21 protein-coding genes are annotated in these 24,836 nt (G+C 63.6%); 11 read left to right on the top strand and 10 right to left on the bottom strand.

What is annotated here, in order from left to right:
* Window positions 1-18 precede the first annotated feature (18 nt).
* The 4 genes from BRPE64_RS02835 to BRPE64_RS02820 all read right to left on the bottom strand — a co-directional run bounded on the left by BRPE64_RS02835 (window position 19) and on the right by BRPE64_RS02820 (window position 4,274).
* On the bottom strand, window positions 19-969 hold the full coding sequence (locus BRPE64_RS02835; RefSeq protein ID WP_016344509.1) for a branched-chain amino acid ABC transporter permease: 951 nt from the start codon (window positions 967-969) through the stop codon (window positions 19-21).
* Window positions 970-1,191: 222 nt separating this feature from the next.
* Window positions 1,192-2,418: a branched-chain amino acid ABC transporter substrate-binding protein gene (locus BRPE64_RS02830; RefSeq protein ID WP_016344508.1), complete on the bottom strand. Its 1,227-nt coding sequence runs from the start codon at window positions 2,416-2,418 to the stop codon at window positions 1,192-1,194.
* Window positions 2,419-2,847: 429 nt separating this feature from the next.
* Window positions 2,848-3,816 carry a 4-hydroxy-3-methylbut-2-enyl diphosphate reductase gene (ispH, locus tag BRPE64_RS02825; protein WP_016344507.1) on the bottom strand — a complete coding sequence of 323 codons (969 nt, stop codon included), beginning with the start codon at window positions 3,814-3,816 and terminating at the stop codon, window positions 2,848-2,850.
* 2 nt (window positions 3,817-3,818) lie between these two features.
* A complete protein-coding gene (locus BRPE64_RS02820) occupies window positions 3,819-4,274 on the bottom strand; it encodes an FKBP-type peptidyl-prolyl cis-trans isomerase (RefSeq protein ID WP_016344506.1) in 456 nt (151 codons plus the stop codon).
* 204 nt (window positions 4,275-4,478) lie between these two features.
* Here BRPE64_RS02820 and radC point away from each other — a divergent pair, with 204 nt between their 5' ends.
* From radC to nadB, 4 genes are all read left to right on the top strand, one after another.
* A complete protein-coding gene (gene radC, locus BRPE64_RS02815) occupies window positions 4,479-5,222 on the top strand; it encodes a RadC family protein (RefSeq protein ID WP_016344505.1) in 744 nt (247 codons plus the stop codon).
* A 257-nt stretch (window positions 5,223-5,479) separates the two neighbouring features.
* On the top strand, window positions 5,480-5,713 hold the full coding sequence (gene rpmB, locus BRPE64_RS02810) for a 50S ribosomal protein L28 (RefSeq protein ID WP_008351171.1): 234 nt from the start codon (window positions 5,480-5,482) through the stop codon (window positions 5,711-5,713).
* An 11-nt stretch (window positions 5,714-5,724) separates the two neighbouring features.
* A complete protein-coding gene (gene rpmG, locus BRPE64_RS02805) occupies window positions 5,725-5,892 on the top strand; it encodes a 50S ribosomal protein L33 (RefSeq protein ID WP_007180630.1) in 168 nt (55 codons plus the stop codon).
* Between the two features lie 225 nt (window positions 5,893-6,117).
* Entirely contained in the window at window positions 6,118-7,716 is a 1,599-nt protein-coding gene (nadB, locus tag BRPE64_RS02800) for an L-aspartate oxidase (protein WP_016344503.1), read from the top strand.
* 3 nt (window positions 7,717-7,719) lie between these two features.
* On the opposite strand, the gene nadC is transcribed toward nadB, so the two are convergent.
* From nadC to purN, 6 genes are all read right to left on the bottom strand, one after another.
* Window positions 7,720-8,583 (bottom strand): carboxylating nicotinate-nucleotide diphosphorylase, encoded by an 864-nt coding sequence (gene nadC / locus BRPE64_RS02795; RefSeq protein WP_144063309.1) that lies wholly within the window; start codon window positions 8,581-8,583, stop codon window positions 7,720-7,722.
* Window positions 8,583-9,710, bottom strand: a complete 1,128-nt coding sequence (gene nadA, locus BRPE64_RS02790) for a quinolinate synthase NadA (protein ID WP_044041168.1) — start codon at window positions 9,708-9,710, stop codon at window positions 8,583-8,585. Before nadA ends, nadC begins: the two co-directional genes overlap by 1 nt.
* A gap of 122 nt (window positions 9,711-9,832) precedes the next feature.
* Window positions 9,833-11,029 (bottom strand): DesA family fatty acid desaturase, encoded by a 1,197-nt coding sequence (locus BRPE64_RS02785; protein WP_016344500.1) that lies wholly within the window; start codon window positions 11,027-11,029, stop codon window positions 9,833-9,835.
* Between the two features lie 241 nt (window positions 11,030-11,270).
* On the bottom strand, window positions 11,271-12,635 hold the full coding sequence (locus BRPE64_RS02780) for a mechanosensitive ion channel family protein (protein WP_016344499.1): 1,365 nt from the start codon (window positions 12,633-12,635) through the stop codon (window positions 11,271-11,273).
* Window positions 12,636-12,650: 15 nt separating this feature from the next.
* Window positions 12,651-13,985 (bottom strand): RsmB/NOP family class I SAM-dependent RNA methyltransferase, encoded by a 1,335-nt coding sequence (locus tag BRPE64_RS02775; protein WP_044041167.1) that lies wholly within the window; start codon window positions 13,983-13,985, stop codon window positions 12,651-12,653.
* Window positions 13,982-14,632, bottom strand: a complete 651-nt coding sequence (purN, locus tag BRPE64_RS02770; RefSeq protein WP_016344497.1) for a phosphoribosylglycinamide formyltransferase — start codon at window positions 14,630-14,632, stop codon at window positions 13,982-13,984. The genes BRPE64_RS02775 and purN overlap by 4 nt, the downstream gene beginning before the upstream one ends.
* Window positions 14,633-14,793: 161 nt before the next feature.
* Between purN and BRPE64_RS02765 the strand changes: the two genes are divergently transcribed.
* The 7 genes from BRPE64_RS02765 to BRPE64_RS02735 all read left to right on the top strand — a co-directional run bounded on the left by BRPE64_RS02765 (window position 14,794) and on the right by BRPE64_RS02735 (window position 24,810).
* On the top strand, window positions 14,794-15,789 hold the full coding sequence (locus BRPE64_RS02765; protein WP_016344496.1) for a bifunctional riboflavin kinase/FAD synthetase: 996 nt from the start codon (window positions 14,794-14,796) through the stop codon (window positions 15,787-15,789).
* A 101-nt stretch (window positions 15,790-15,890) separates the two neighbouring features.
* A complete protein-coding gene (ileS, locus tag BRPE64_RS02760) occupies window positions 15,891-18,722 on the top strand; it encodes an isoleucine--tRNA ligase (RefSeq protein WP_016344495.1) in 2,832 nt (943 codons plus the stop codon).
* The gene (gene lspA / locus BRPE64_RS02755) at window positions 18,723-19,229 is read left to right on the top strand and encodes a signal peptidase II (RefSeq protein ID WP_016344494.1); all 507 of its coding nucleotides are present in this window, start codon (window positions 18,723-18,725) and stop codon (window positions 19,227-19,229) included.
* Between the two features lie 79 nt (window positions 19,230-19,308).
* Window positions 19,309-20,520 carry a bifunctional phosphopantothenoylcysteine decarboxylase/phosphopantothenate--cysteine ligase CoaBC gene (gene coaBC / locus BRPE64_RS02750; RefSeq protein ID WP_044041903.1) on the top strand — a complete coding sequence of 404 codons (1,212 nt, stop codon included), beginning with the start codon at window positions 19,309-19,311 and terminating at the stop codon, window positions 20,518-20,520.
* 4 nt (window positions 20,521-20,524) lie between these two features.
* The gene (locus tag BRPE64_RS02745; protein WP_016344492.1) at window positions 20,525-21,532 is read left to right on the top strand and encodes an LLM class flavin-dependent oxidoreductase; all 1,008 of its coding nucleotides are present in this window, start codon (window positions 20,525-20,527) and stop codon (window positions 21,530-21,532) included.
* Window positions 21,533-21,537: 5 nt separating this feature from the next.
* Window positions 21,538-21,984, top strand: coding sequence for a dUTP diphosphatase (gene dut, locus BRPE64_RS02740; RefSeq protein WP_016344491.1), 447 nt, complete (start codon window positions 21,538-21,540; stop codon window positions 21,982-21,984).
* A 315-nt stretch (window positions 21,985-22,299) separates the two neighbouring features.
* Complete coding sequence (locus BRPE64_RS02735) at window positions 22,300-24,810, top strand: hypothetical protein (protein WP_016344490.1); 2,511 nt, start codon at window positions 22,300-22,302, stop codon at window positions 24,808-24,810.
* Window positions 24,811-24,836: the final 26 nt, after the last annotated feature.

The following is a 24,836-nucleotide window of genomic DNA, read 5'->3' as shown; positions in this document are numbered from 1 at the left end:
GAGCTCCTCACACGGTCTTTAAGCGCGGTCCGCGACACGTTCGCCGAGCAGACCCGACGGACGAAACACGAGCACGATGATCAGCACGATGAAGGCGAACACGTCCTGGTAGTTGGAACCGAAGACGCCGCCCGTCAGGTTGCCGATATAACCGGCGCCAAGCTGTTCGATGAGACCGAGCAGCACGCCGCCCACCATCGCGCCGCCCAGGTTGCCGATGCCGCCCAGCACCGCCGCCGTGAACGCCTTGAGGCCGGGAATGAAGCCCATGTAGAAGTGCGCATTGCCGTATTCCGACGCGATCATCACGCCCGCGAGCGCCGCCAGCGCCGAGCCGATCATGAAGGTCGCGGAAATCACGAAGTTCGGGTTCACGCCCATCAGCGAGGCGACGCCCGGATTCTCGGCGATCGCGCGCATCGCACGGCCGAGCTTGGTCTTGTGCACGAGCAGCAAGAGGCCGCCCATCACGAGGAACGCGACCACGATGATGACGATTTCCGTCATCGAGATCACCGCGCCCGGACGGGTTTCGTCGGCGGCGATGACGTTGATCGGATCGGTCGGAAGAAGCTGCGGGAACGCGAGGGGATTGCGGCCCCAGATCATCATCGCGACGGTCTGCAAGAGGATCGACACGCCGATCGCGGTGATCAGCGGCGCGAGACGCGGCGCTTTGCGCAGCGGCCGGTACGCGACCCGCTCGATGGTGTAGCCGACCAGCGCGCACACGACCGCGGCAACGGCGAGCGCGATCGTCAGCATGATCGGCCCGGGAATGCCCGGCATGTGGTTCTGCATGACGCCGATCGCCGAGAGGGCGACCATCGCACCGACCATCAGCACGTCGCCGTGCGCGAAGTTGATGATGCCGAGAATCCCGTACACCATCGTGTAGCCCAGCGCGATGATGGCGTAGACGCTGCCAAGCACCAGACCGTTGATGATCTGCTGGATGAAAATATCCATTTAAAGCTCCTTAGCCCCGTGCGTTTCAGTTACGCCTTTATCACCGGCCGATAAACCGGTGGGAAGCGAAATCTGAAGCGGCACTGCGCGTACTTTGAAAAAACCGGTAAAGGTTGGTCGGTCGGTTATCCGGCCACGGCCGGATAAGGCTGCAGCCGTTCCCGAACGGATGCGAAAACGGCGCTGTCGGTGAGGCGCCGCCGGAACTGCACACGCCTGCTGCTACTGCTTGACGACGTCGAGTACGTCCTTCTTCTTGTCCTTGAAGTCGAAAAGCGTAATCGTCCCCGCCTTCAGATCGCCCCGGTCGTCGAATGCGATATGCCCCGTCAGACCGTTGTAGTCCGTTGTGGCGATCGCCGCGAGCACCTTGGGCGCCTCGATGGAATTGGCGCGCTTCATTGCGTCGACGATCACGTACATCGCGTCATACGTGAACGGCGCGTAAATCTGCACCGGGGTGTGAAAGCGGGCTCCGTACTTCTGCGCGAAGTCCGCCCCCTTGTCCATCTTCGAAAGCGCGAGTCCCGCCTCCGAACAGACGAGGTTCTGCACGGCGTCGCCCGCGAGCTCGGCCACCTTGTCGGTGCACACGCCGTCGCCCGCCAGGAACTTCGCCTTGATGCCCTGCGCCGCCGCTTCCTTCACGAACGGACCGCCCGTCACGTCCATGCCGCCGTACATCACGACGTCCGGCTGGATGCGTCTGATCTTCGTGAGGATCGCCTTGTAATTGCGGGCCTTCTCGGTCGTCGTCTCGCGCGCGGCGAGCTTCACGCCGCCGGCCTGCACCGCTTTCGCGAATTCATCGGCCAGTCCGCGGCCGTAAGCGGTGGAGTCGTCCACCACGACGACTTTCTTCGCGTGCAGCGTCTTGAGCGCATAGCCGGCGAGCGCCGGGCCCTGCTGCGCATCGGTTGCCACGACGCGGAACGTCGTCTTGAAACCTTGTTTCGTGTAGTCCGGGTTCGTGGTCGACGGCGAAATCTGCGCGATGCCGGCATCGCTGTAAATCTTCGACGCCGGAATCGACACGCCCGAGTTCATGTGGCCGATGACCGCGATCACGTGGTCGTCGACGAGACGTTGCGCCGCTTCCTCGCCGGTGCGCGGATCGGCCGCGTCGTCCTGCGCGTCGAGCACGAGGCGGATCGAACGCCCGTCGATCGTGAGACCCTGCGCGCTGATCTCTTCCAGCGCGAGCCGCGCGCCGTTCTCGTTATCCTTGCCAAGATGCGCCTGCAGCCCCGTCAACGGTGCGACGTGACCGATCTTCACGATAGTTGCCTCACTGGCCGGCGCCGGCGCCGGCGCGGACGCAGCCGGCGCCGCCGCGGAACTCGCCGCCGACGTCACCGTGCCCGCCCCGCCCTCGTCCTTCTTGCCGCATGCGGTTGCCATTGCAACCGCAGCCGCGATGGACACGGCGTGAGCAAACTTGAATCGCATCAATAAGGTCTCCTGCGCCTCTAAAAACTGGTGTCTCGAACCCATCTGGCCTCAAGACGCGCGCATTGTAACGCTAAATATGAGACAGGCAATATTCTTGCGTGGCGGGGTTTTCCAGCATTGCAACCGCCTTTTTTGGACGATTTTCCGTGCAAAGCGCAACCGGGTTGCGATCCGTATTTGTGCAGTAGTTGCACCATAACGGTAACAGGTGTAATTGGCCCGGCTTTGGCGCGTACGTTTGCTTATCGGATTTACGGGCAAACCCTTAAGGTTTTTAGAACAAACCGTCGGTCCGACGGCGCGCCCCACGATAGTGCCGAACGCTTGGTTTCGTCGCGGACGCGAGGGTTCCGCCATCGCTGCGGTTTAATCGCGCGGACGAAAAAAAAGCGCCCGGAGGCGCTTTTCTGTGCGACGAACACCCGCTCACTGCGGCAGCGACAGCCCGCGCGGCAGCGGAAACGCGATCGTTTCCTCGATGCCCTCGAGCGAACGCACGTTGCGCACACCCAGTTCGCGCAGCCGCGCGATCACCGCCTGCGCCAGCACTTCGGGCGCCGACGCGCCCGCCGTCACGCCGATGCGCTTCTTGCCCTCGACCCATGTCGGATCGATCTGCGTCGGCGAATCCACCATATAGGCCGGGATGCCGCGCTTCTCGGCCACTTCGCGCAGCCGGCTCGAATTCGAGCTATTCGGGCTGCCGACCACGATCACGACATCGCATTGCGGCGCGAGGAACTTCACCGCGTCCTGACGGTTCTGCGTCGCATAGCAGATGTCCTGCTTCTTCGGCTCCTTGACCGCGGGATATTTCGCCTTCAGCGCGTCGATGATCGCGGAGGCGTCGTCGACGGAAAGCGTCGTTTGCGTCACATACGCGATGCGTTGCGGATCGGGCAGTTCGAGCTTGCGCACGTCCTCGATATCCTCGACGAGATGCATGCCCTCGCCCGACTGGCCCATCGTGCCCTCGACTTCCGGGTGGCCCTTGTGTCCGATCATCACGATATCGAAGCCTTCCTGGCGCATCTTCGCGACTTCCATGTGGACCTTGGTCACGAGCGGGCAGGTTGCGTCGAACACGCGCAGGCCGCGCGCCTCCGCTTCGCTGCGCACGGCTTTCGAGACGCCATGCGCGCTGAAGATCAGCGTGCTGCCCTGGGGCACATCGGCGAGATCCTCGATGAAGATCGCGCCTTTCTTGCGCAAATCTTCGACGACATACGCGTTATGGACGATCTCGTGCCGCACATAGATGGGCGCGCCGAAGAGCTTGATCGCCCGCTCGACGATTTCGATGGCGCGATCGACGCCCGCGCAGAATCCGCGCGGCTGCGCCAGCAGGATTTCGACGTCGGTCTGAACGTCGTTGAGGCTTTCAGTCAGGCTCATGGCTACAGAATTCCGATGATTTTCACTTCGAAGGCGAGCGCCTGGCCGGCCAGCGGGTGATTGAAATCGAACAGCGCCGCCGTCTCGCTCACTTCCTTCAGGACGCCGGCGTAGCGCCCGCCGTTCGGCGCATTGAACTCGACGAGATCGCCCGGCGCGAAATGCTCGCCGATCATGCTGTTCTCGCGCAGCGTCGCGAGCGACACCCACTGGACCAGTTCCGGATTGCGCGGGCCGAACGCCTGCTCCGGCGTTAGCTGAACGGTCGAGTGGTGGCCGACCTTCATGCCCAGCAGAATCTCTTCCAGCGGCTCCGCAAGCTGACCTGCGCCAAGCAGGAGCGTTGCGGGCTTGTCGGTGAACGTGTTGACGATGTCCGCACCATCGGCAAGCGCGAGCCGGTAATGAAGCGTGACGTGCGAACCGGGTTTCACCTCGGAGATATCGATGATGCTCATGAGTATTGGATGTGGCCGTTCAGTCGGATACGAGGCGCGGAGCGCGCAGGGGGCGGCTTCTCGGCGCAAGGCAGGGAACCGCGCGGCGCCGGTGCGAATCGAGCGCCAAAGTCGCTATTGTAAGACAGAGTTGCGCCGGCACGCGTCACGTGCCGTCGTCCTGCGTGCGTTCGCCCGCGCGACAAGACGTCCCGGTGGTTCGCGATGAGCGCCGATCTGCGGCTCGTGCTGCCGCTTCCCGCCGATGCGGACAGCGCGAAGCGCCCGCCCGTCGTGCCGATCCGCGCGTGGGCGCCCGCCGACCGGCCACGCGAAAGGCTGCTCGACACGGGCCCGGGCTCACTCTCAGACGCGGAACTGTTCGCGTTGTTCCTGCGCACGGGCGTCGCGGGCGCCACCGCGATCGACGTCGCGCGCCAGCTTCTGCGGCGTTTCGGCTCACTGCGCGGCGTGCTGGACGCTTCCGCCGCGGAGTTGCGCGAAGAGCGCGGCATCGGGCCGGCCCGCGCCGCCACGCTGCTCGCCGTCTCCGAACTGTGCAGGCGCGCGCTCGCGGAAAAGGCCCGCGATCGCGAGGTGCTGAACGCGCCGGGCGCCGTCGAAGACTATTTGCGGCTTCTGATCGGCACGCGGCCGTATGAGGTATTCGTCTGTCTATATCTGGACGCGCGCCACCAGTTACTGCATGCCGAGGAGTCGGCGCGCGGCTCGATCACGCGCGTGGCGGTCTATCCGCGCGAAATCGTGCGGCGCGCGCTCACGCTCAACGCAGCAGGCCTGATCGTCGCGCATAATCACCCGTCCGGCGGGGTGGCGCCGAGCGCGAACGACCGCCGCCTGACCCGCACGCTGCAAGACGCGCTCGCCCTGGTCGAGGTGCGGTTGCTGGATCACGTCGTCGTGGCGGCGAACGAAGTCTTTTCGTTTGCGCGCAACGGCTGGCTGTAGCTCCCGGGCGCCCCCTAAAACGCTTGATATTGAACGGTTTTTGCTGTTACAATCCGCGTTTGCTTTTTTCAACCCGCCTGTTCTGAGTAAGGTGCACCATAGGGTAAACCGAAGGTGAACTGAGCGCAGTCCTCATTGGCATAACCGTGCTGCCAAGTCCCCGATCGGCAAATTGGGCGATAAGAGGCATCGAACTGGAAGCGTCTGCTTTCATTCGAGCGTTCGACTCGGACTTAACGTGTATTAGGAGTGTCCTCATGGCACGCGTATGCCAAGTAACTGGGAAAGGCCCGATGTCGGGCAACAACGTTTCCCACGCAAACAACAAGACCAAGCGCCGTTTCCTGCCGAACCTGCAGAACCGCCGTTTCTTCGTTGAAAGCGAAAACCGCTGGGTGCGTCTGCGCGTCTCGAACGCCGGCCTGCGCCTGATCGACAAGAACGGTATTGACGCCGTGCTCGCAGACCTGCGCGCACGCGGTGAAATCTAAGGAGCACGCACATGGCCAAGGGCGCACGCGACAAGATCAAGCTGGAATCGACCGCAGGCACGGGTCACTTCTACACGACGACCAAGAACAAACGCAACATGCCGGAAAAGATGCTGATCAAGAAATTTGATCCGGTCGTCCGCAAGCACGTTGAGTACAAGGAAACCAAGATCAAGTAAGCAGCGCATCCTCCGTCTGCACGGAGAGAGGCCGCTTGATGTTGAGAGCCTGAACGAAGACAGCAGAAAGCCCCGCAAGCGTCAGAACTTGCGGGGCTTTTTGTTTTTCGGGCGCGGTTTCATCCGCTTTTCACACGTTCGTGCCTGGGTTTTCGCTGTCCCTCGGAGTGAGCGCGGGTTATGCTTGCCGGCTATCGACGAGAACACGGACGGAGACGCGGCAGCATGAATTTCGATGTGGCGATCGTGGGAAGCGGGCTCGCGGGCTTGAGCGTCGCGCTGAATCTGGCCGAGACGCGGCGTGTCGCGATTCTCGCCAAGCGCGCGGCGAACATCGGCGCGAGCGATTGGGCACAGGGCGGAATCGCGGCCGTGCTGGACTCGGCCGACAGCATCGACAATCACGTCGGCGACACGCTTGTCGCGGGCGGCGGCCTGTGCGACGAAGCGGCGACGCGCTTTATCGTCGAAAACGGGCGCGCGGCGATCGAATGGCTGATCGACGAAGGCGTGCCCTTCACGCGCGACGGCTCGGCCGAACTCGGCTTTCATCTGACACGCGAAGGCGGTCACAGTCACCGCCGCATCATCCACGCCGCCGACGCCACTGGCCACGCAGTCGTCACGACGCTCAGCGAGCGCGTGCGCCGGCATCCGAACATCACCATTCTCGAAGACCATTACGCGATCGACCTGATCACGTCCGACCGTCTCGGGCTGCCAGGACATCGTTGCCACGGTCTCTACGCGCTCGACGTCAAGTCCGGCCGCACCGTGACCATTCAGGCGCCGCACACCGTGCTTGCCACCGGCGGCGCGGGCAAGGTCTATCTCTACACGACGAATCCCGACACCGCGACCGGCGACGGCATCGCGATGGCGTGGCGCGCGGGGTGCCGCATCGCCAACATGGAGTTCATCCAGTTTCATCCGACGTGCCTCTTTCACCCGTACGCGAAGTCGTTCCTGATCTCCGAAGCCGTGCGCGGCGAAGGCGGCATTCTGCGCCTGCCGGACGGCACGCGCTTCATGCCCGCGCACGACGAGCGCGCCGAACTCGCGCCACGCGATATCGTGGCGCGGGCGATCGACTTTGAGATCAAGAAACGCGGCATCGACTGCGTGTATCTCGACATCAGCCATCAGCCGCGCGCGTTTCTCGAAGAGCATTTTCCGACGATCCTCGCGCGCTGCCGCGAGTTCGGCATCGATATAGCGAAGGAGCCGATTCCGGTCGTGCCGGCCGCGCATTACACGTGCGGCGGCGTCGTCACTGATCTGGCGGGACGCACGGACCGGCCGGGCCTGTATGCGGTCGGCGAAACGTCGTACACGGGCTTGCACGGCGCGAACCGGCTGGCGAGCAATTCGCTGCTCGAATGCCTCGTGATCGGCCGCGCGGCCGCTGGCGCGATCGAGGCGGACGGATTCTCCAACGGCTGTCACGCCGAATTGCCCGACTGGGACGAAAGCCGCGTCTCCGATCCGGACGAGGAAGTGGTCGTCGCGCACAACTGGGACGAGTTGCGGCGTCTGATGTGGAATTACGTCGGCATCGTGCGCACCGACAAGCGCCTGGCACGCGCGCAGCACCGCATCGCGCTTCTGCGCGACGAAATCCACGAGTACTACGCGAACTTCAAGGTGAGCCGCGATTTGCTGGAGCTGCGCAATCTTGTCGATGTGGCGTCGCTGATCGTGGAAAGCGCGTGCTCGCGGCGCGAGAGCCGCGGCCTGCACTACAGCCGCGACTGGCCGTCCACGTTGCCCAAGGCGTTGCCGACCGTGCTGATGCCGCCGGCGGCGCGGCGGCGCGCGGTCTAGCCTTCAGATCAAACGCATCGAGAAATCGGCCGCGCGCACGTCCTTCGTGAGCGCGCCGATGGAAATGCGATCCACGCCCGTTTCCGCGATGGCGCGCACCGTGTCGAAGTTCACGCCGCCCGACACCTCCAGCAAGGCGCGCCCCGCCGTGATGCGCACGGCGTCGCGCATCATGTCGAGCGTGAAGTTGTCGAGCAGGATCGACTCCGCGCGATGCGCCAGCGCCGTTTCGAGCTGCTCCAGCGTCTCCACTTCGATCTGGATCGGCACGCCGGCGTCGAGCGCGAGCGCTGCGTCCATCGCCGCGCCCACGCCGCCCGCCGCCGCGATGTGGTTTTCCTTGATCAGAATGCCGTCGTAGAGCGCGAGACGCTGGTTCGCGCCGCCGCCCACGCGCACCGCGTACTTCTGCGCGAGGCGCAGCCCCGGCAGCGTCTTGCGCGTATCGAGGATGCGTGAACGCGTGCCTTCTATAGCGTCGACATAGCGGCGCGTCGCACTCGCCACGCCCGAGAGCAGCTGCAGAAAATTGAGGCCGTTACGCTCGGCCGTCAGCAGCGAGCGCGCCGGGCCGTGCAGCAGCACGACCGCCGAATTGGCCGCCATGCGCTCGCCTTCGCGATACTGCCATTCGATTTCGATCGACGGATCGACGCGGCGCATCACTTCGTCGAACCAGGGCACGCCGCACAACACCGCTTCCTCGCGCACGATGATGCGGGCCGTGCGCCGCGCGTCGGCGGGCACGAGACCGCCGGTGCGGTCGCCCGTGCCGACATCTTCTTCGAGCGCATCGGTGACATTGCGCGCGAGCGCCGCGTCGAATGCCTCGCCGTATTGCTGACGGACTTCCTCGAATATCGACATCACGCGGCTCCCACGTTCGAGAAAAGCGCAGCGTCTTTCGCGAGATCGCCGCTCGCCTGCACGCGCTTCTTGTGCTTCGCTGCGAAGTCGAGCATGCGGTCGATCGGCACGCGCGCGCACACGCCGACAGCCGGATCGACGTGAATCTCGTTGTGGCCGCGTTCCAGCACGTCGGCGAGGTTGGCGAGACCGTTCATCGCCATCCACGGGCAATGCGCGCAGCTCTTGCAGGACGCGCTGTTGCCGGCGGTCGGTGCTTCGATGAACGTCTTGCCGGGCGCGGCGAGCCGCATCTTGTGCAGAATGCCGAGATCCGTCGCCACGATGAAGCGCTTCGCGTCCATGCGCACGGCGGCGTCGATCAATTGCGTGGTCGAGCCGACGACATCGGCGAGCGCGACGACCGCTTCCGGCGATTCCGGATGCACGAGGATTTTCGCGTCGGGATATTCGCCGCGCAGCAGATCCAGTTCGATGCCCTTGAATTCGTCGTGAACGAGACACGAAGCCTGCCACAGCAACATGTCCGCGCCGGTCTTCTTCTGGATATAGCCGCCGAGATGCCGGTCCGGCGCCCACAGAATCTTCTCGCCGCGCGCGTGCAGATCGGCGACGATCTCAAGCCCGATCGACGATGTGACCATCCAGTCCGCGCGCGCCTTCACGGCGGCGCTGGTGTTCGCGTACACGACGACGGTGCGGTCCGGATGCGCGTCGCAGAACGCGGAAAACTCGTCGGCGGGACAGCCGAGATCGAGCGAACAGGTGGCGTCGAGATCGGGCATCAGCACGCGCTTGTCCGGACTCAGAATCTTGGCCGTCTCGCCCATGAAGCGCACGCCGGCGACCACCAGCGTCTTCGCCGCATGATCGCGCCCGAAACGCGCCATTTCCAGCGAATCGGCCACGCAGCCGCCGGTTTCGTCGGCGAGTTCCTGCAGTTCGGCATCCACATAGTAATGCGCGACCAGCACGGCCTCTTCCCGGCGCAACAACGCGCGGATGCGCTCCTTCAGCACGCCCTTCTCTTGCGGCGACGGCGCTTCCGGTAGCCGCGCCCACGCCTCGCCCACTCCACACGTCAGGCCTTGCGGCCGGTCGTACTCGACGCTCCTGATCGCTTCCATGTCTCCTGTCCCCTGCGATACTTCCAGCGAAAAACATCCTGCGAAAAATCGGCCGCCCAAAAACAAAGACCCCGCCAGAGCGGGGTCTTGTGACGTCATTAAATTTTAACGGATATCGCGTGTCAGGCGTAGCGGCGCAGACGCAGCGCGAAATCCTGCAGCGCCTTGATGCCGCTTTCTTCCGCACGATGGCACCAGTCCTGCAATTGCGTGACAAGCTGTTCGCGCGACGCATTCGAGCGGTCCCACATCGACGACAGATCCTTGCGCAGTTCGATGAAGGTACGCAAACGCTGATTGTCCGAAGTCAGTTCCGGCAGTTGCTTGAGCTGCGGCTCGTTCAGGCCGTCTTCTTCCTTGTGGAACCACTTGCGGGCACCGCGCATCAGTTGATACTTCTCGCGCGCGCCGGCTTCCTTCAGCTTCTCCATTTCCTGCGCATAGGCGCGCTTGAGCGCCTTGCCGTAACGCGCCATCACTTCGTAGCGGTTCGACAGCACGGCCTGCAGCGTGTCCTGATCGACAACGGCCTTGCTGGCGGCGAGCTTCGGCGTCGGCGCGATTTTCTTCACCTTGGCGAGACGGAACGCCGACATGATGCGGATATACATCCAGCCGATATCGAACTCGTACCACTTGCTGGAAAGCTTCGCGGACGTGGCGAACGTGTGGTGATTGTTATGCAGTTCTTCGCCGCCGATGAGAATACCGAGCGGGAAGATGTTGGTGGACGCGTCCGCCGAGTTGAAGTTGCGATAACCCCAGAAGTGCGCAAGACCGTTGACGACGCCCGCCGCCCAGAACGGAATCCAGATCATCTGCACGGCCCACACCGACAGCCCGACGATGCCGAACAGCGCGACGTCGATCACCATCATGACGCTGATGCCGAGAATCGGATAACGCGTGTAGAGGTTGCGCTCGAGCCAGTCATTCGGCGTGCCGTGGCTGAACTTGCGCATCGTTTCTTCGTTTTTCGCTTCCGTGCGATAGAGTTCGGCGCCTTCGAGCAAGACCTTCCAAATGCCGCGCGTCTGCGGGCTATGCGGATCTTCTTCGGTCTCGCATTTGGCGTGGTGCTTGCGGTGAATTGCCGCCCACTGGCCCGTCAGCATGCCCGTGGTCATCCACAGCCAGAAGCGGAAGAAATGGCTCACGACGGGGTGCAGATCCAGCGCGCGGTGCGCCTGGCAGCGGTGCAAATAGATAGTGACGCCGGCGATGGTGACGTGCGTCATCGCGAGCGTGAACAGCAGAATCTGCCACCAGGAAAAGTCGAGCAATCCGTTGGCGAGAAATTCGAGGGAAGAATTCAGCAAGGCGATTTACCTATATAGCTGTGAAATTCGGGAAAAATGGCCGGTCAAAAACGACATCGGACAACTTGTCGGGCACATGAAAGGAATGTGCGCAAGTTCGATCGCATTCTACTGCATGCGTTCCAAGTCTTTGTCCTAAAGGTGAAATTTTTTGAATCTTACCTAAACGAGGTGAATCCTACGCCTCGAAATGGTATTAGTTCCGGGCTCAAATCCGGCATTCGAACCGCTTATCTGGCGGTCAGGCTACCGGTGCGGCGCCTTCGTTTCGGTTTTCGGCATTTCGTACCGAATCGGCGTCCGTGCGCACAACGCCATCGATAATCCTTATCTCGCGCTGCGCGTAGGGAATTTCAATGCCGTTCTCAGAGAATAACCGCCAAACCGCGCGATTTACATGCGACTTTACGCCGCCGGTGCCTTTCGCGGCCTCCTCGATCCAGAAGCTCAGTTCCAGATTGATGCCGTCCGCGCCGAAGTTGGCGAGCAGCGCGGCGGGCGCCGGATCCTGCAGCACGCGCTCGACGCCCTGTGTGGCGTCCACCAGTAACTGCATCGCGCGTTCGACGTCGCAGCGGTAGCTCACTTGAACCGCGATCTTCGCGTTGCCGCGCGTCAAAAAAGACGAATGATTCTGCACCACATCGGTGATCAGCTTTTCGTTCGGGATCAGCGTTTCGATGCCGTCCAGTCCGCGCACCACCGTATAGCGCGTGCGAATCTGTGTGACCGTGCCCTGACTGCCGCTCACGCTGATCATGTCTCCTAGCCGCAAGGAACGGTCCAGCAGAATGATGAAGCCCGATACGTAATTGCTCGCGATTTTCTGCAGGCCGAAGCCCAGCCCGACGCCGAGCGCACCGCCAAACACGCCGAGCACCGTGATGTCGATGCCCACAATCGACAGGCTCACGAGAATCGCGGCGAGAATCATCAAAGCCCGGCCGACGCGCGCGAGCACCACCTTGAGATTGCCGTCGAGCGAACGGGCGCGCATCAGACGGTCGTCGAGCAATGCGCCCGCCCACATCGCGACGATCAGCGTGACGCACACCCACAGCAGCCCCGACGCGAGGGACAGCAGCGTCATGTGCGCGTTGGCGAAGTTGAAGCGCACGCTCGCCATCCAGTGCACGAAATCGTCCTGGATACCCATGACGGTCAGCACCATTGCGCCCCAGACGATCGCCGTCACCAGCTTTTCGAACAGATACAGCAGCGCGTTCGCCTCGTGCTCCGCCTCGCCGCGGCTGAACACGCGCCGCGCGACGTAGAACATCGTGTAGATCACGGCGATGCCGCATAGCGGCACCAGCGCCAGCCGCAACAGCGCCGTGTGGATGACGGGCGCGAGCGCCACTTGCGCGACGGACACGAACAACGCGCCGAGCAGCGGAAAGAGCGCCTTGTTGAGGCTTTCCGCACCGAAGCGCACGGCTTCGAAGCGCGACTGGCGGCGCGCGTCCAGCTTCTTGCGCAAGAGACGCGCGCACCACCAGGCCACCGCGAGCATGCCGATCAGCACGGCAATCTGCCAGATCGCTTCCGGCTCGCCGAAGTCGCGAAACAGCCGCGCGGAGAGATCTGTCAGGAAGCCGTTCTGCATGCTCGCGTGGCGCTTTTACTCGGACGCTTCGGGTGCCGCGGGCGCGTCCGTCGCCTCGGAGGTTTCGGCGGACTTCGGCGCTTTCGCTGCATCCGGCATGCGTTCGAGCACCGCCGCGAAGAAGCCGTCGGTGCCGTGCTTGTGCGGCCACATCGACAGAAATTCGCCCGTGTCCAGATCGATGCGCTGTTCCGCGAGCACATCGCGCGCGGGCACGACGCGGAAATTCGGATGCGTCTCCAGAAACTGCGCGACGACGCCCTCGTTTTCCGCGTCGAGCATGGAGCACGTCGCGTAGACGAGCCGCCCGCCGATCTTGACCAGCCGCGCGGCGCTCGTGAGGATCGACAACTGCTTGGGCGTCAGTTCCGCGACGGAAGCGGGCGACTGGCGCCACTTGAGGTCGGGATTGCGGCGCAACGTGCCCAAACCGGAGCACGGGGCATCGACGAGCACGCGGTCGATCTTGCCCGCGAGGCGCTTGATCTTGGCGTCGTGTTCGCTGTCGATCAGCACCGGATTCACGTTCGACAGGCCGCTGCGCGCGAGCCGCGGCTTCAGTTTCGCGAGCCGCCGGTCGGAGACATCGAACGCGTAGAGACGGCCGGTCGAGCGCATCATCGCTCCGAGAGCGAGCGTCTTGCCGCCCGCGCCCGCACAAAAGTCGACGATCATCTCGCCACGGCGCGGCGCCATCAGCGAGCACAGCAACTGGCTGCCCTCGTCCTGCACTTCGATCCAGCCTTCCTGGAACGGCGCGAGGCGCGTCAGCGCGGGCTTGCCGTCGACACGCACGCCGAACGGCGCGTACGGCATTTCGCCCGCGTCGATGCCGGCCTCCGAGAGCGCCTTCACCACGGCTTCGCGGCTCGCCTTGATCGGATTCGAGCGCAGATCGAGCGGCGCCGGATAGTTCAGCGCCGCGGCGAGTTGCGCGAGTTCTTCGGGATCGAAACGCTTGCCGAGCGCGTCGTAGATCCATTGCGGCAGATTCGTGCGCACGCGCACCGGCAGGCTCGCCGGGTCGATCTTCGAGACCTGCGCGAGCCACTGATACTCGTCGGCGGAAACGAACGGCTTCAGCGCGCTCAGGCCCGCGGTCTGCATCAGGCCGAGCAGCGCGAGACGCCGCGCCTGACTGCCGCTGCCGCTCTCCGCGAGATGCGAAAACTCCATTTTCCGGCGCAGCACCGCGAAAACCGCTTCCGCGATCACGCCGCGCTCGCCGTGACCGAGCTTCGGATGCGCGCGGAAGAAGCGGCTCGTCGCGGCATCGGCGGGGCCGGAGAAGCGCAGCACGTCCGCCAAAAGGGTTTCGGTTTGTCCGATCAAAAATCCATGCAGCCTCATACGCCCTCCCCGGCAATGTCGGCAAAGAGCCACTGCGGCTCAGACGGCGTGAGCGCGACGCGCGCGCCCTCGATGGTTAAACGCCCTTCCACAAACCAGCGCACCGCGCGCGGGTAGAGCGCGTGCTCGACCTTGAGCACGCGCGCGGCGAGCGCGGCGGCGTCGTCGCCGGCTACGACCGGCACCGCGGCCTGCGCGACGATCGGCCCGTGATCGAGCGTCGGCGTGACGAAATGCACGCTCGCGCCGTGCACGCGCACACCGGCGTCAAGCGCCTGCTGATGCGTGCGCAAGCCCGGAAAACACGGCAGCAGCGACGGATGAACGTTGAGCATGCGCCCCGCATATTTCCCGACGAAGGCGTCGGTCAGCACGCGCATGAAGCCCGCCAGTACGACGAGGTCGGGCGCGAAGCGGTCGATCTCCACGGCGAGCGCCGCGTCGAACGACTCACGGCTCTCGAATTTGCGATGATCCACCACGATGGTTTCGATGCCGTTTGCGGCCGCAAAGCCAAGCCCGGCGGCATCGGGCCGGTTTGAAATGACCGCCTGGACTCGGGCCGGCCAGCCTTCGCGCGCGCATGCACGCACGACGGCCTCCATGTTGCTGCCTCGTCCAGAGATCAGGATGACGATTTTTTTCATCCGCGGATTTTATCATTCGCCGGGTGCGAAAATCGTGCCAAAGAGCAGCGCGCCGGGCATCGTGCGCCGCCCTTCCAGCCGCGCGCGCCCGTCGATCACGGCGAGCGTTTATAATCTAACGCTTTGCAGCATCAGCCCTCTCCCACCGACCAACGCCTATCGTGAGAGTCTTTCGCGGCCTCCCCAATGCCGAGAGCCGGGCGCCCTGCGCACTGACCATCGGCAATTTCGACGGTGTCCATCGCGGTCACCAGGCGCTGCTCGCGCGCGTGCGGGCAGCCGCCGACGCGCGCGGCCTGCCGGTCTGCGTGATGACCTTCGAGCCGCATCCGCGCGAATTCTTCAATCCGGCCGGCGCGCCGCCGCGTATCGCCATGCTGCGCGACAAGCTCGAGGCGCTGCGCACCAACGGCGTCGACCGCGTGGTGGTCGAGCATTTCAATCAGACCTTCGCGAGCCAGTCGCCGGATACGTTCGTCGAGAACATCATCGTGAACGGGCTGCACGCGCGCTGGGTCATGATCGGCGACGACTTCCGCTACGGCGCGCGCCGCGCGGGCGATTTCGAATCGCTGAAGGCCGCAGGCGAGCGCTACGGCTTCGAAGTCGAGCAGATGGCCACCGTCGCGCATCCGAACGGCACGCGCATTTCGTCGTCGTCGGTGCGGGCGTCGCTCGTCGCGGGCGATCTCGAAGCGGCGCAAGTCGCGCTCGGGCGGCCCTACATCATCAGCGGGCACGTCGTGCACGGCGCGAAGCTCGGCCGCGATCTGGGCTTTCCCACGCTGAATCTGCCGATCGCGCACAAGCGGCCGGCGCTCGCGGGCATTTTCGTCGTGCGCGTGCACGGTCTCGCCGACGAACCGCTGCCCGCCGTCGCGAGCCTGGGCCTGCGCCCGACCGTCGACGATTCCGGGCGCGTGCTGCTCGAAGTCTTCGTGCTCGACTGGCACGGCGACGCTTACGGCAAGCTCGTGCGCATCGAATTCCTGAAGAAGCTGCGCGACGAGGAAAAGTACGTCGACCTCGAAACGCTGGGCGCGGCCATCGCGAAAGATGTCGACAACGCGCGCGCCTACTTCGGCCTGCCGCCGGCGAGCAATGCCGGCAGCCGCGCCACGGGCTTCGCCATTTCGGCCACCGATCGAATTAGGTGAGCGCGCGGTGCACCTTGCGCCGCCCGCTGCCCCGCCTTCGAATCACCGCGCACCGCGCGCATGGCGCCCCGCGCCGTCTCACCGAATTCACTGAGTCACCCATGAGCGACAAGAAAGAGAAAGCCTCCTCGAAATACCCCGTCAACCTGCTGGACACGCCCTTCCCGATGCGCGGCGATCTGCCCAAGCGCGAACCCGCGTGGGTGAAGGAATGGCAGGACAACAAGGTCTACGAGACGATCCGCGCCGCCTCGAAGGGGCGCAAGAAGTTCATCCTGCACGACGGCCCGCCGTATGCAAACGGCGACATCCATCTGGGACACGCCGTCAACAAGATCCTGAAGGACATGATCGTCAAGGCGCGCAATCTCGCGGGCTTCGACGCCGTCTACGTGCCGGGCTGGGACTGCCACGGCATGCCGATCGAAATCCAGATCGAGAAGCAGTTCGGCAAGTCGCTGCCCGCCGCCGAGGTAATGCAGAAGGCGCGCGCCTATGCGGGCGAGCAGATCGAGAAGCAGAAAGTCGGCTTCCGCCGTCTGGGCGTGCTCGGCGACTGGGACAATCCGTACAAGACCATGAACTTCGCCAACGAAGCGGGCGAGATTCGCGCGCTCGGCAAGATCATGGAAAAGGGCTACGTGTTCCGTGGCCTGAAGCCGGTGAACTGGTGTTTCGACTGCGGCTCCGCGCTCGCCGAAGCGGAAGTCGAGTACAAGGACAAGACCGATCCGACCATCGACGTGATGTTCGCGTTCGCCGAACCTGAAAAGACCGCGCAGGCGTTCGGCCTGCCCGCGCTGCCGAAGACGGAAGGCGGCATCGTCATCTGGACGACCACGCCCTGGACCATTCCCGCCAATCAGGCGCTGAACGTGCATCCGGAAATCGTCTACGCGCTCGTCGATACGCCGCGCGGGCTGCTGATCCTGGCGGAGGAACGCGTCGAAGCGTGCCTGCAGAACTACGGCCTGCCGGGCGACGTGATCGCGACTACGCCCGGCGAGAAGCTCGTCAATCTGCGCTTCCATCATCCGCTGGCGGCGGCGCATCCGGGTTACAAGCGCACGGCGCCGGTCTATCTCGGCGACTACGTGACGACCGAAAGCGGCACGGGCGTCGTGCATTCGTCGCCGGCGTATGGCGTGGAAGACTTCGTGTCGTGCAAGGCGCACGGCATGGCGGATTCGGACATCATCAATCCGGTGATGGGCGACGGCCGCTATATCGAATCGTTGCCGCTGTTCGGCGGGCTGTCGATCTGGAAGGCCAATCCGCAGATCATCGAGGCGCTCGAGGGCGCGGGCTCGCTCTTGAAGAGCGAAAAATACACGCACAGCTATATGCACTGCTGGCGCCACAAGACGCCGATCATCTATCGCGCCACGTCGCAATGGTTCGCGGGCATGGACGTGAAACCGAAAGACGGCGGCCGGACGCTGCGCGAAACCGCGCTCGAAGGCGTCGAGAATACGGCGTTCTATCCGTCGTGGGGTAAGCAGCGTCTGTACAGCATGATCGCGAATCGTCCTGACTGGACGCTCTCGCGTCAGCGCCAGTGGGGCGTGCCGATGGCGTTCTTCGTCCACAAGGAAACCGGCGAGCTGCATCCGCGCACGCTCGAATTGCTGGAAGAAGTGGCGAAGCGCGTCGAGGAAGGCGGCATCGAAACGTGGCAGAAGCTCGATCCGCGCGAGCTGATCGGCGACGACGCCAACATGTACGAGAAGAACCGCGACACGCTCGACGTCTGGTTCGATTCCGGCACGACGCACTGGCACGTGCTGCGCGGCTCGCACAAGGATTCGCTGCAGTTCCCGGCCGACCTCTATCTGGAAGGCTCGGACCAGCATCGCGGCTGGTTCCATTCGTCGCTGCTCACGGCGTCGATGCTCGATGGCCGTCCGCCTTACGACGCGCTGCTCACGCACGGCTTCACCGTCGATGGCGAAGGCCGCAAGATGTCGAAGTCGCTCGGCAACGGCATCGACCCGCACGAAGTGGCGAACCGTCTGGGCGCGGAAATCATCCGTCTGTGGATCGCATCGACCGATTATTCGGGCGAGCTCGCCATTTCCGAGGAAATCCTGAAGCGCGTGACGGAGACGTATCGCCGTATCCGCAACACGCTGCGCTTCCTGCTCGCGAATCTGTCGGATTTCGATTTCGACAAGAACGCGTTGCCGGTTCAGGACTGGCTCGAGATCGATCGTTATGCGGTCGCGCTCACGCACAACCTGCAGGACGACGCGCTCTCGCACTACGAGAAATACGAATTCCACCCGGTCGTCGCGAAGATCGCGACCTTCTGTTCGGAAGACCTGGGCGGCTTCTATCTCGACGTGCTGAAGGACCGTCTCTACACGACCAAGCCCGATTCGCGCGAGCGCCGCAGCGCGCAGACCGCGCTGTTTCATATCGCGCACGGCTTGCTGCGTCTCGTCGCGCCGTATCTGTCGTTCACGGCGGAAGAAGCGTACAAGGTGCTCAAGCCCGGTCAAGAGACCATCTTCACCGAAGTCTTCGCGAGCTATCCGGACATCGCGAATTCGGGCGAATTGCTCGACAAGTGGACGCTCATTCGCAGCGCCCGCGGCGACGTGACCAAGGCGCTGGAAGAGGCGCGCACGGCGAACCAGATCGGCTCGTCGCTGCAGGCGGAAGTCGTCGTGCGTGCGAGCGGCGCGCGTTACAACGCACTCGCCAGTCTCGGCGACGCCTTGCGCTTCGTGCTGATCACATCGTCGGCGCAAGTGCAGAAGGTGGCGAGCGAGGCGGAAGAAGGCGTCGACGTGACGGCATCGAGCTACATGAAGTGCGAGCGCTGCTGGCACTATTGTGCGGACGTCGGCTCGCACGCGGATCATCCGGGTTTGTGCGGCCGCTGCTTCTCCAACCTGTTCGGCGCCGGTGAAACCCGAGGCGCAGCATAAATGGCTCAGTCGATGTCGAAACAAACTTCCACCAGTGGATCGCTCGCGCCGTGGCTCGGCGTGGCGCTGATCGTGATCCTGTTCGACCAGTTGACGAAGATCGCCGTGCAGAAGGCCTTCGCCTATGGCGAGCCGCACGCGCTCACGCCCTTCTTCAACCTGTTGCTCGTCTATAACCGCGGCGCGGCGTTCAGCTTCCTCGCCGCGGCGGGCGGCTGGCAGCGCTGGGCGTTCACGGCGCTTGGCGTCGTCGCGGCGGTGGTGATCTGCTATCTGCTCAAGAAGCACGCGGCGCAGCGGCTTTTCTGCGCGGCGCTCGCGCTCATCATGGGCGGCGCGATCGGCAACGTGATCGACCGGCTCGCGTACGGGCATGTCATCGACTTTCTGGACTTTCATGTGAACGCATGGCACTGGCCGGCGTTCAATCTGGCCGACAGCGCCATCACCGTCGGCGCCGCGCTGCTGATTTTCGACGAACTTCGGCGCGTGCGCGGGTCGCGCTGACGCGCTCGCCATGATGCAACGCGCGGCTTCATCGTTTTCAGTCGATGAAGCCGCGCACTTCATTCCCGACGGAGGCAAATTGGAACTCGCGGGCAAACACCTCGTTCTGGGCTTAAGCGGCGGCATCGCCTGCTACAAGATCGCCGAGCTCACGCGTCTTCTCATCAAGGCCGGCGCGACCGTGCAGATCGTGATGACCGAAGCCGCCACGCAGTTCATCACGCCCGTTACCATGCAGGCGCTCTCCGGGCGTCCCGTGTACACGTCGCAATGGGACGCGCGCATGCCGAACAACATGCCGCACATCGATCTGTCGCGCGAAGCAGATGCGATCGTCATCGCGCCCGCCTCCACCGACTTCTTGGCCAAGCTCGCGCACGGCATATGCGACGACCTGCTCTCGACGCTGTGCATCGCGCGCGATTGCCCGCTGCTCGTCGTGCCCGCGATGAACCGCCAGATGTGGCAGAACCCGGCGACGCAGCGCAATGTCGCGCAGCTTCGCGGCGACGGCGTCGAAGTGCTCGGGCCGGATTCGGGCTCGCAGGCGTGCGGCGAAGTCGGCGACGGCCGCATGATCGAGCCGGAAGCCGCGTTCGAAGCGATCTGCGCCTTCTTCCAGCCGAAGAACCTGCGTGGCCAGCGCGTGCTCATCACGGCAGGACCGACGTTCGAGCCGCTCGATCCGGTGCGCGGCATCAGCAACCGGTCGTCGGGCAAGATGGGCTTCGCGCTCGCGCGCGCGGCGGCGCAAGCGGGCGCAGACGTGCATCTCGTGGCTGGCCCGGTTTCGCTGCCGACGCCGTGGGGCGTGTTTCGCGAAGACGTGCAGACCGCGCAGCAGATGCACGACGCCGTCATGAACGCGACGCCCGACGCGGACATTTTCATCGCGGTGGCAGCGGTCGCCGACTGGCGCGTCGATCACGTCAGCGAGCAGAAGATCAAGAAGGTGAGCGGCGGCGCGCTGCCGAGCTTTACCTTCGTCGAGAATCCGGACATTCTGGCGTCGGTTGCCAGGTTGCCGAATCCGCCGTACTGCGTCGGCTTCGCGGCCGAAAGCGGCGATCTCGATGTCCACGGCGAAGAGAAGCGCAAGCGCAAGAACGTGCCGCTTTTGATCGGCAATCTCGGACCGCTCACGTTCGGCCGCGACGACAACGAAGTCGTCCTGTTCGAAGCAAGCGGCATCACGCCGCTGCCGCGCGCGGACAAGCAACAACTCGCCCGCACGCTGATCGGCGAAATCGCCAAACGCGCGCCCAGGACCGGCGGCCCGCTGCTCTCATGACCCGATGACCCGACTCTCCGTTCTCGACCAGACGCCCGTCATTCACGGCCACACGACCGCCGACGCCATTGCCGCGACGCTCGATCTCGCGCAACTCGCCGACGATCTCGGCTACACGCGCTACTGGTGCGCGGAGCATCACGGGCTGTACGGCGTGTCGAATCCGTGCCCGGAAGTCATGCTTGCGCGCATCGGCAGTCTGACGAAGCGCATTCGGATCGGCTCAGGCGGCGTGATGCTGCCGTATTACTCGCCGTTCAAGGTCGCCGAGCAGTTTCTGATGCTCGAAGCGCTGTTTCCGAAGCGCGTCGATCTGGGCGTCGGCCGCGCGCCCGGCGGCGACATGCGCACGGCGCAGGCGGTCGCGGCGGGTTCGTACAATCGCGGCGATATCTTTCCGCAACAGGTTGCCGAACTGATCGCGCTCTTCGACGGCAAGCTCCCCGACGATTCACTCGCCCGCGGCGTGCTGCTGCAGCCGAGCATCGATACGCGTCCCGAACTGTGGATGCTCGGCTCGAGCGACTTCGGCGGCCTGCTCGCCGCGCAGCTCGGCATTCGTTTCGCGTTCGCGCATTTCATCAACGCGCAGTACGGGGACAGCGTGGCGCAGGCGTATCGCGAGCGCTTCGTCGCGGGTCACGAAGCGAAGCCGTATCTCGCCGCCGCGGTGTTCGTGATTTGCGCCGATACCGACGAAGAAGCACAGGCGCTCGAAAAAGCCGTCGATCTGCGCCGCGTGCAAATGGCTTACGGCCTGAATCAGCCGGTTCCGTCCATCGCGCAGGGCGCCGCGCAGCAATACGGCGAGCGCGAACGCGCGGTGATCGCGCATGAGAAGGCGCGCAGCATCATCGGCACGCCGGAAACGGTGACGGAAAAAATGCACGCGCTGCAGGAACGATTCAACGCCGACGAACTGATCGTGTTGACGGTCGCCGGCAGTTACGCCGCACGTACGCGGTCCTATCAACTTCTCGCCGATGCCTTTGCGCTCGGCCATCAGCCCTGAAACGTATGAAACTCGACGTCAAGATTCTCGATGCGCGCATGCGCGACTTCCTGCCCGCCTACGCCACGCCCGGCAGCGCGGGCCTCGATCTGCGCGCCTGTCTGGATGCGCCGCTCGTGATCGAGCCGCATCAGACCGTGCTCGTGCCGACGGGCCTCGCCATCCATCTGGCCGATCCGGACTACGCCGCGCTGATCCTGCCGCGCTCGGGCCTCGGACACAAACATGGAATCGTGCTCGGCAATCTCGTCGGGCTGATCGATTCGGATTATCAAGGTCAACTGATGGTATCTACGTGGAATCGCGGCGATGCGGCGTTCACGCTGAACCCGATGGAACGCCTGGCGCAGATGGTGATCGTGCCGGTGGTGCAGGCGCAGTTCAATATCGTCGATGACTTCGAAACCAGCGAGCGTGGCGCAGGCGGTTTCGGCAGCACGGGCAAGCACTGAATAAAGTCGGGCTGCAACGGCCCGACTGGTGTTTCGCCTCCTGTTTTAACTTCCCAGCAAGCATTGGTTCACCTCCGCAAAACTCGGATTCTTCTTATACGAGTTTTTCGGAGTCCTTTCTATAACTCAGTCATGGACGTGAGGCGAGCAATCCCATAATCCTAAACCAAGGAGGTTCTATCGACATACGATATTACTTATTTACTTAGTACTTCTATATATCAGTTTTATGAAGTTGCTTCATCAGACTCGACCGAACCAGCCTTCGCCAATCCCGACGAACGCGTCCGGTCCATGAGATCCCTGGAGTTAATCATGAAGATTCTCTACGATGCAATCGTCGGCGCTGGCGCCAATGAATGGTATGGCACGATGATCGTCTCCAATCTGCGCTACGAAGACGGTAGCGCGGTCACTGTCGACGAATATCTCGCGTTCAATTTTCACTCGCCGGCGAGTCTGGACTACACGGCCATCAACCCTGCCTATACCGTGTATGTGATCGGCGATATCAGCGCCGACGTGTCCCAGTTGGGCGACGGCACATACGATGTCACGGCGACGATCGGCTACACCACGAGCTATACGATGCAGCCTGCGGATCAGATCACGATCGGCATCAACGGCGATATCGTCTCGGACCCCGACACCTGGCTCAACTCGTTCGTGTTCGCCGCGGACGAAGCGCCCGCCATCCAGGGCACGCTGTCTTACTCGTGTCCACCGCCACCCGATCCCGCGCTCGCCGGCATCACGCCCACGCTGACACTGACCCAGGGCGCAACGGTCATCACCGTTCCGCTGTGCTACGGCGACACGTGCAGTTCGCAGCTGGAGCAAGGCACGTATGGCGTGACGGCCAACCCTGTCAGCACGAGCGATCAGACGGTCATCGCTCCGCTGATGGTCGATAAGAGTTCGGTCGATATCGTCGCGGGTCAGACGACATCGCTCAATGCGAGCTTCGGCACAGTCGAGCACTACGGCGCACTCGACATTGCGATTGCATCGCTGAGCGGATTGTCGACGGAAGCGCTGCACGTCACCGTGACCGATGCAGCGGAAGGCACGACCTTCGCCGAATTCGACGCAACCACAAACAGCGTCACGTCGCTGCGACAGCTCCCTGCTTCCGGAACCGCGCGCGTGACGATCCGGAGCATCGCACTCAACGATGTCACGTATTCATTCTCGGTGCCCGACATCACGTTGGCGAACGCACTGCAGACCGTAACGATCAGCGATTCGATGGTGAAGGCGGTGAACGTCTCCACGGCGGGATACGTCACGCTGCCCATCGACGTCACCTCGGATCAGGCAATCGACCATGAGATCCAGATACGGCTGACCGGTACCTCGATGAGCTACGTGCAGAGCGTCTCGTCCGAGTCACAGCAGACCTCGTTCACGGCCCTCGTGCAGCCGGGCGACTACAGCGTGATCGCGAGCGACTTTCTTCACGCAAGCGTCGTCCATACCGTCGATGCACCGTCGTCCCTCACCGTGTCCAGCAATGGCAGCACGCGGCTCGCCGTGAACGTGACGACATCCGCGAACCTCATCGTGCCCGGCTTCACGAACTACCTGTCGTTCGGCGGCTGTACGGATCTCGTTCCGAGCAACGAGGCGGATTTCGTCGCGGCACGCGCCACGTCGCTGTTCGACTACGCGGGAACGGACGGCGCCGGCGACGCGAGCGTGTACCTGACCGACGATCCGCAGACCCGCGCGACCATCTCGCTCGCGCGCAACGTCGAGGCTGATCTGGGCAAAGTCCAGCCGGTGTTGCCTGTGCTCGTGTCCTATACCTGCAACCTTTCTCTCGGCAACACGCCGGGCCAGCTCGCGGACTCTGACGCACACGCGCACAGCTTCGCGAACTACATCCTGGCGCTCAACATTGCCAACGAAGCCATCGACGCGGAGCATCCGGTGCCGGCGGGTTTCATCGTCAATCCGGACTTTCTGGGCGCATGCCAGCAGGCCAACTTCGGGCCGACCTACGCCATGCCGGTACGTGCGCCGTTGCAGACGGCCCTCGATCACTGGTCGATCAGCGCGGCGATCCCCTCCGACGTCACCGAGAACATTGCTGGCTATGTTCTCGCCGTGAACTGGCTCACGCGCACCATCGCGCCGCAGGTCACGTTCGGCTGGCAGATCAATCTGTGGGGCGTGGGCTATTCCGAGTGGATCTATCAGGACGATGTCGATCCCGTGAAGATGGCGCAGCAGACGGCAGACTACATGTCCAGCCTCGGCGTGTACGACGCGCCCTACACGCCCGACTTCCTCGCCATTGACCGTTACGAGGCCGACGACTTCACGCAACGCGCCTACGTCAACGGATACTGTTACGGCCCGCGCGAATGGAATCGCTACTTCGACTTCTGCAAGGCCGTGAGCCGCGCGCTCAAGTTGCCGGTCATGCCGTGGCAGATTCCCGCCAGCCGCATTCCGTCCACGACCGACGCAGTGGCGCAGGATTTCGATTCGCAACACTGGGGCACGGGCGGAAGTTGTCTGCTCGGCGATCCGGCGATCGGCTCGGATTATCACAACGTCAATCCGACCATTCTTGCGCTGCAGTTTCCCGAAGCGTTCCAGCAGTACATGGGCGCAACGGTCACGGACATGTTCATCCGCTCCGAACCGTTCGATATTTCGGCCCCGCTCTACGGAGACTTTCCACTGCGCGGGATCTTCACCGTGTTGCTGGGCGGCGGCGCGACCACAGGCATCGTGACGACGATCGGGAATCCGGACTCATGGGTCCGGCAAAAGCTGAATGCCTATATGGATAATCCGATCTCGCTGGATTCCTAAGGCCCGAGGCAAAAAAAACGGCGCGG

The sequence above is a fragment of the Caballeronia insecticola genome (assembly GCF_000402035.1).
Lineage (GTDB): Bacteria > Pseudomonadota > Gammaproteobacteria > Burkholderiales > Burkholderiaceae > Caballeronia > Caballeronia insecticola.
The sequence above is the reverse complement of the archived record's forward strand: the minus strand, read 5'-3'. Positions and strand labels throughout refer to the sequence as shown.